Raw genomic sequence first — 7,507 nt, 5'->3', positions numbered from 1 at the left:
CTCTCTTTATAAGTTCCTTTATCGGTTTCAATTTTAATTTTGTCGCCTTCATTGATGAATAAGGGTACATTCACTATGGCACCGGTTTCAACTGTTGCCGGTTTTGTGGCATTTGTAGCTGTGTTGCCTTTCATGCCCGGCTCTGTTGCTGTAACCTCAAGAATAACACTAGCAGGCATTTCCACTGAAAGGGGCATATTGTCTTCGGTATTAATGAGGATTGTCACAACTTCACCTTCTTTAAGCAATCCGGGACTATCAAGGGCACTCTCTTTAAGTTGAATTTGAGTGAAATCTTCTACATCCATAAAGTGGTAGAAGTCAACGTCATTATAGAGAAATTGATATTTACTTGTAACTACTTTTACTTCTTCAATTTTATGCCCGGCAGAAAAGGTATTGTCAACTACTTTACCTGAAGTTACACTTTTTAGTTTAGTCCTTACAAAAGCGGGGCCTTTACCGGGTTTTACGTGAAGAAATTCAATGACTTTATATATGTCATGGTTGTGTTTTATGCAAAGTCCGTTTCTGATATCTGATGTTGTTGCCATTTTAAGTTTAGTATTTTGAAATATTTTTAAATTGAGCTTATATATCCTTTCATGATACCTCGTTGTGAATTCTTGATAAACTGAAGGATTTCATCTCTTTCAGGAGTGGCTTCCATTTCTGCTTCAATGATTTCTGCTGCTTGTGAATTGTTGTAGTTTTTCTGATAAAGAATTCTATAGATATTTTGTATTTCCCTGATTTTTTCAGTGCTAAACCCACGACGTCTCAAACCAATGGAATTGATTCCCACATAAGAAAGCGGTTCTCTACCCGCTTTTACATAAGGTGGAACATCTTTCCTTACCAATGAACCACCGGTAACAAAAGCGTGGCTTCCAATCATACAAAACTGTTGAATGGCTGCCATACCTGCCAAAACCACATAGTCTCCCACAGTGATGTGTCCAGCAAGCGTACTGTTATTTGAAAAGACACAGTTATCACCCACTATACAGTCGTGTGCAATGTGGCAATAGGCCATAATCCAGCAGTTTTTTCCAACTACAGTTTTCATTCGGTCAAGTGTACCTCGGTTGATGGTTACAAATTCACGGATAGTTGTGCCGTCTCCAATTTCAACAGTAGTTTCTTCATCCTGAAATTTTAAATCCTGTGGGATGGCTGAAATTACAGCACCCGGAAAAATATTACAATTTTTACCGATGCGTGCGCCTTCCATAATGGTTACATTTGAACCTATCCAAGTGCCTTCACCAATGATTACATTGTTATGAATGGTTGTAAAAGGTTCTATGACTACGTTTTTTGCAATTTTTGCGCCCGGATGGACGTATGCTAAGGGTTGATTCATTTTATTCTTTTGTTTTTACTATTTGAGCCATTAATTCGGCTTCTGTAACAAGCTTGTCGTTTGCGTATGCATTTCCTTGCATATGGACAATTCCACGTCGAATAGGTGTAATAAGTTCTAGTTTGAATACTAATGTATCGCCGGGCAACACTTGTTGTTTAAATTTCACATTGTTGATTTTCATAAAGTATGTGAGGTAATTTTCAGGATCTGGCACTGTGCTTAATGCAAGTATACCTCCCGTTTGAGCCATAGCCTCAACGATTAGAACACCGGGCATTACAGGTGCTCCGGGAAAGTGACCCACAAAAAAGGGCTCGTTCATAGTTACATTCTTCAATCCCACTACATGAGAGTCTGAAAGTTCTATAATTTTATCAACCAATAAAAAAGGTGGTCTGTGTGGCAGCATATTCATGATTTGATTCACATCCATCAAGGGAGGCTGTGACAAATCATATTTTGGAATATTGTTGCGCTTTTCAATTTTAATCAATTTGGAAAGCTTTTTGGCAAACTGAGTGTTCACGTGATGCCCCGGCTTGTTTGCAATGACTTTTCCCCTTATTCTGGTGCCTATAAGTGCCAAATCACCAATTACGTCAAGTAACTTATGACGTGCAGCTTCATTGGGGTAGTGCAAAGTAAGATTGTCAAGGATGCCGTTTGGTTTAACCGAAATATTGTCTTTTTTAAAGGCCACTCTCAATTTTTCCATAGTTGAAGGTAAAAGTTCTTTGTCTACATAAACGATGGCATTGTTTAAATCTCCACCTTTTATAAGCCCATGCTCCAAAAGCATTTCTATTTCATGAAGAAAACTGAATGTCCTTGCATTGGCAATTTCGTCTTTGAAATCTGAAATGTTTTTTAAAGTTGCATTTTGAGTGCCCAAAACTTTAGTTCCAAAATCCACCATGGTAGTTACCTGATATTCGTCTGCGGGTATTACGGTAATTTCACTTCCTGTATCTTCATCGACATATGAAATTACTTCTTTTACTATATATTCTTCACGAGGAGCTTCCTGTTCTACAGTCCCTGCTTTTTCAATCGCTTCGACGAAATATTTTGAAGACCCATCCATGATTGGTGGCTCCGGTGCGTTAAGTTCAAGTATACAGTTGTCAATGTCCATACCTACAAGGGCTGCAAGCACATGTTCAGAAGTATGAATTTTGACGCCTCTTTTTTCAAGGTTGGTTCCTCTTTGGGTACTAACAACATAATTAGCATCTGCTTCAATGACAGGGCTTCCTTCTAAATCTGTACGTATAAATGCAAAGCCAAAATTAATTGGTGCAGGTTTTAAAGTCAGAGTAACTTCTTCTCCGGTATGAAGCCCAACTCCCTTAAGTGAAATTTCTTTAGCAAGGGTGCGCTGTTTTTTCAAACATTCATTCATTTCCATTCTTTTTTTCTATGTTATTTAGTCTTTCCATGATTTTGGGAAAGTTTTTAAAATGCACATAACTCTTGTTATAATCACCATAGTTTAATGCCGGAGAACCCTGAAGGGTCTCGTTGTCTTTAACATTTCTTCCTATACCACTTTGCGCCTGAATTCTAGCACCATTGCCAATTGTCAAGTGTCCTGCAATTCCAACTTGGCCGCCAATCATGCAATTTTTTCCGATTTTTGTAGAACCTGCAATACCTGATTGTGCAGCAATCACCGTGTTTTCTCCAATTTCCACATTGTGGGCAATTTGTATTTGATTGTCCAGCTTCACTCCTTTTCTGATGATAGTTGAACCCAAAGTTGCACGGTCGATAGTTGTGCCAGCACCAATATCTACAAATTCTTCAATAATGACATTTCCTGTCTGAGGGACTTTTGTGTACTCGCCATTTTCGTTGGGTGTAAACCCAAAACCGTCTGCACCTAAAATTACGCCGCTATGAATGACACAATTGTTACCTATTAAAGTTTCGGAATATATTTTAGCACCTGCAAAAATTATAACGTTGTCACCAATGGTAACATTATCACCAATATAGACGTTGGGGAATATTTTTACATTGTTGCCCACTTTCACACCATCACCTACATAAGAGAACGCCCCCAAATAAATATTCTCACCAAAAATCGCCGTTTTAGCCTTAAAAACCGGCTCTTCAATTCCTGACTTGTTGAGCTTTACCATATTGTAGTATTCTAACAATTTGGAAAAAGCACTATAAGCATTTTCAACTCTAATAAGCGTGGTTTTCAGCTTTTCTTCAGGCTTGAAACCTTTGTTTACTATGGTGATGGAAGCATTGGTTGAATAAATAAATGAAGTGTATTTTGGATTTGAAAGAAATGTAAGAGAGCCTGGTTCACCTTCTTCAATTTTAGATAGCTTGGAAACTTCAATTTCAGGGTTACCGTCAACTTCGCCTTCCAGTATGCTTGCAATTTGTGATGCCGTAAACTTCATCTATTAGTTTGTGGTTTATAATGTATGAGTTAAAACCGGTTAGGTTTAAAATATAGTGATGTGTTGTTTTGAACTTGTTGTTTCATTCAGGCAAAAATAGAAAAAAAGGCTCAATCTTTATTCTTTGGATAACATAGATAGTATTTTGTGACCAAATTAGTCAAAGCCTTGCTGTTAATCTGGTCACTCATCTGTGCAAGATCAACAACATTTCCTTTCTGCGTGAGCAGCTTTATATTTTGCTTGGTTTCGCTGTATGCCAGGTTTGTAATTGTTCCATTATATGTAAAATAGGCTGCTTCAGCCTCGGAAATTTTGTATGTATCCATTACTTTTTTTATTTTTTTATCAATTTCAGATTGGTTAAAAAGTTCATTCTTAATTTTGATTTTGAAAAGATTTCTGTTCAAAAGGCTTTCGCAAAGTGTCTTTAAAATAAAATCATCGGCGCTTTTCCATGTTTTTACTGCAGCGAGTATATCAGTATCGTCAAGTTCTGAAAAGGTTTTTAATACTTCACCCGTAAAGGTTGTTTTACCTATTTGATATTCTAAAAAAAACTTCAAAGACTTACTGGCTTCCAATGATTTTCCGTTTTGGGTAAGTTCTTTAGCCCGTTTTAATATATTGACAAGGATTTGTTCTGCAACGATTCCGGTTTTGTGCAAATACACTTGCCAATACATAAAGCGCCTTGCAATAATGAATTTTTCTATGGAATAAACCCCTTTTTCTTCAACCACCAACTCGTTATCCACCACATTAAGCATAGTGATAAGGCGTTCAGAATTGATGTTTCCTTCGGGAGTTCCTGCATAAAAGCTGTCTCTTTTCAGGTAATCTAATCGATCCATGTCCATTTGTCCTGAAATTAACTGACATAAAAACTTTTTGGGATGATTACCGTTGAAAATTTCTATGGCCTGCGTTAATCTTCCGTTAAACTTTTCGTTGAGAGTTTCCATAAAAAGCAATGAAATTTCCTCGTGAGAAACACCATTTACTATGCTGTTTTCCATTGCATGAGAAAAGGGCCCGTGACCAATATCATGCAATAAAATGGCAATGAGTAAAGCTTCTTCCTCTTCATCAGAAATACTAACCCCCTTAAAACGCAATACTTGGACTGCTTTTTGCATTAGATACATACAACCCAAGGCGTGGTGAAAACGCGTGTGGTGAGCACCGGGATAAACCAAATAGGACAAGCCCATTTGCGAAATACGGCGCAGCCTTTGAAAATACGGGTGCTCAATCAATTTAAAAACAATGGTATCCGGTATGGTAATAAAACCGTAAATTGGGTCGTTAAAAATATTGAGCTTAGTATGAGCGTTCAATGGAATATAATTTAGAAAAGCTTGATAAAACCTTGACAAATATAGTCAATTAATACTTTTTAAAATACACTGTAAAATATATGAACAAGATAAACATTCTCTGGGTTGATGACGAAATTGAATTACTAAAACCACACATACTTTTTCTGGAAGGAAGAAACTACCTTGTAACTAAAGCCCAAAGCGGCACTGAAGCTTTGGAAGAGATTGAAAACAAAAACTTTGACATTGTTTTTCTCGATGAAAATATGCCCGGTTTAACCGGAATTGAAACCCTGCATGAACTAAAGGAAAAAAAAGCCAATCTCCCTGTGGTAATGATTACAAAAAGCGAGGAAGAGTATATCATGGAAGAAGCTATCGGTTCAAAAATAGCCGATTACCTGATAAAACCCGTTAATCCTAACCAAATTTTACTGAGCCTAAAAAAGAATTTGGACCATTCTAAGCTGGTTACTCAAAAAACAACTTCAAACTATCAGCAGGAGTTTAGAAAAATTGCTATGGATTTGTCATCTGTCAACAGCTATCAGGAATGGGTAGACTTGTATCAAAAATTAGTTTACTGGGAACTACAGCTTGAAGAAATTGAAGATACGGGAATGTTTGAAATCCTTGAATCACAAAAATCTGAAGCCAATACCCAGTTTTTTAAATTTATTGAGAAAAATTATCAAAGTTGGTTTGAAAAAGGAAATGATGCACCCGTAATGTCACATACACTTTTCAGGGAAAAAGTGGTGCCAGAGCTTTCAAAAGACAGGCCCACGCTGCTTGTCGTTATAGACAACCTGAGATTTGACCAGTGGAAATCATTTGAACCCTTTCTGAATAATATTTACAAAAAAGAATCTGAATCTTTATTTTTCAGCATATTGCCAACGGCAACCCAATATTCCCGTAACGCTATTTTTTCCGGGCTTATGCCCGACGACATGGAAAAGCTACATCCTGATTTGTGGCTGAATGACACTGATGATGGAGGTAAAAATATGTATGAAAAAGAATTTTTAGAAGCTCAGCTAAAAAGGCTTGGGCAACAGATTAATTTTGATTATTTCAAAATTTCAAGTTTAAAACAGGGTAAAAAACTTGTAGAAAACTTTAAATCTCAAAAGGACAAAGACCTGACAGTAGTGGTTTATAACTTTGTGGATATGATTTCACACGCCAAAACCGAAATGGACGTGATTAAAGAATTGGCGTCAAATGATAAATCATACAGGTCATTGACGCAAAGTTGGTTTAAAAATTCGCCCTTAATGGAAATCATCCAGCAAGCAGCCCAGTTAGGATTTAAATTAATCCTCACTACAGACCACGGCACAATCAATGTAAAACACCCTTCAAAAGTGATTGGTGACAAAAATACAAGCTTGAACCTGAGGTACAAAACCGGGAAAAGTTTAACCTATGAGCAAAAAGAGGTTTTGGCTGTAAAAGACCCAAAATCTGTACACTTGCCAAGCATTAATATGAGCAGTTCATTTATATTTGCCAGGGGTGATCTGTTTTTTGCATACCCCAACAATTACAATCATTATGTAAGCTATTACAGAAACACTTACCAGCACGGTGGAGTATCACTTGAGGAAATGATTATACCATTTTCAGTTTTAATGCCGAGGTAATGTATTTTTTGTTATATTTGGGCTCGTAACCCCAAAGTTATGATACATACCTACGATTTAACCGGTTTGCCAAATGCGGCAAATGCTGTGCTTTCCTCTGTTTCCGGAAAAACTTTGCTTTTTTATGGCAATATGGGTGTTGGCAAAACAACCCTTATTAAGGAGATTGTTAAACAACTCGGTTTTTCAGAAAATGTTTCCAGTCCTACTTTTTCATTAGTCAACGAATATCCAATTCAAGATGGTGTTGTTTACCATTTTGATTTTTACAGATTGGAAGACGAAAAAGAAGCTCTTGATTTTGGGGTTGAAGAATACTTTTTCAGCAACAATTGGAAATTAATTGAGTGGCCGGAGAAAATTGAAAAAATTCTACCCAGCTCAAAAAACGAAATATTTTTAACAAAAAACACTGATGGAACAAGAACGCTAAAAATACGCGCCGGTGAATAGAGAGAAACTTTAAAACACAACGCTTTTGTAGATAAACACTGGGTTTATCGATTCCTGAATTACTAAAAAACTTGTTATTTTATTGTGAAAATGAGGTGTAAAATCCTGAAAAGAAGATAACATACTAAGATACGGGAATAGTTTTTAAAATACTTTAGTTTTTTTTAAATAGGTTTGTACTATTAACCTCACAAAAACTAATATTATGAAAATGTCAAAAGCAATGTTTTTTGTTGCTCTATTTTTTACTGGATTATTTGTATCTTGTACACCAGAAAGCATAGACAGCAATGA

Annotated in this window: 7 protein-coding genes; 2 read left to right on the top strand and 5 right to left on the bottom strand. The window is 36.5% G+C overall.

Features of this window, described 5'->3' with window-relative positions:
• From efp to AC6F75_RS03590, 5 genes are all read right to left on the bottom strand, one after another.
• On the bottom strand, positions 1 to 554 hold a 554-nt coding region (efp, locus tag AC6F75_RS03610; RefSeq protein ID WP_500713583.1), incomplete at its 3' end, for an elongation factor P.
• A 26-nt stretch (positions 555 to 580) separates the two neighbouring features.
• On the bottom strand, positions 581 to 1,366 hold the full coding sequence (gene lpxA / locus AC6F75_RS03605; RefSeq protein WP_500713582.1) for an acyl-ACP--UDP-N-acetylglucosamine O-acyltransferase: 786 nt from the start codon (positions 1,364 to 1,366) through the stop codon (positions 581 to 583).
• A gap of 1 nt (position 1,367) precedes the next feature.
• Positions 1,368 to 2,771, bottom strand: a complete 1,404-nt coding sequence (locus AC6F75_RS03600) for a bifunctional UDP-3-O-[3-hydroxymyristoyl] N-acetylglucosamine deacetylase/3-hydroxyacyl-ACP dehydratase (protein WP_500713581.1) — start codon at positions 2,769 to 2,771, stop codon at positions 1,368 to 1,370.
• Positions 2,764 to 3,789, bottom strand: a complete 1,026-nt coding sequence (lpxD, locus tag AC6F75_RS03595; protein ID WP_500713580.1) for a UDP-3-O-(3-hydroxymyristoyl)glucosamine N-acyltransferase — start codon at positions 3,787 to 3,789, stop codon at positions 2,764 to 2,766. Before lpxD ends, AC6F75_RS03600 begins: the two co-directional genes overlap by 8 nt.
• A 110-nt stretch (positions 3,790 to 3,899) precedes the next feature.
• The gene (locus tag AC6F75_RS03590) at positions 3,900 to 5,129 is read right to left on the bottom strand and encodes an HD domain-containing protein (protein ID WP_500713579.1); all 1,230 of its coding nucleotides are present in this window, start codon (positions 5,127 to 5,129) and stop codon (positions 3,900 to 3,902) included.
• 80 nt (positions 5,130 to 5,209) lie between these two features.
• Here AC6F75_RS03590 and porX point away from each other — a divergent pair, with 80 nt between their 5' ends.
• Positions 5,210 to 6,760, top strand: a complete 1,551-nt coding sequence (porX, locus tag AC6F75_RS03585) for a T9SS response regulator signal transducer PorX (RefSeq protein ID WP_500713578.1) — start codon at positions 5,210 to 5,212, stop codon at positions 6,758 to 6,760.
• Positions 6,761 to 6,799: 39 nt separating this feature from the next.
• Positions 6,800 to 7,213, top strand: coding sequence for a tRNA (adenosine(37)-N6)-threonylcarbamoyltransferase complex ATPase subunit type 1 TsaE (gene tsaE / locus AC6F75_RS03580; protein ID WP_500713577.1), 414 nt, complete (start codon positions 6,800 to 6,802; stop codon positions 7,211 to 7,213).
• Positions 7,214 to 7,507: the final 294 nt, after the last annotated feature.

Source organism: Planktosalinus sp. (assembly GCF_059864935.1).
The sequence above is the reverse complement of the archived record's forward strand: the minus strand, read 5'-3'. Positions and strand labels throughout refer to the sequence as shown.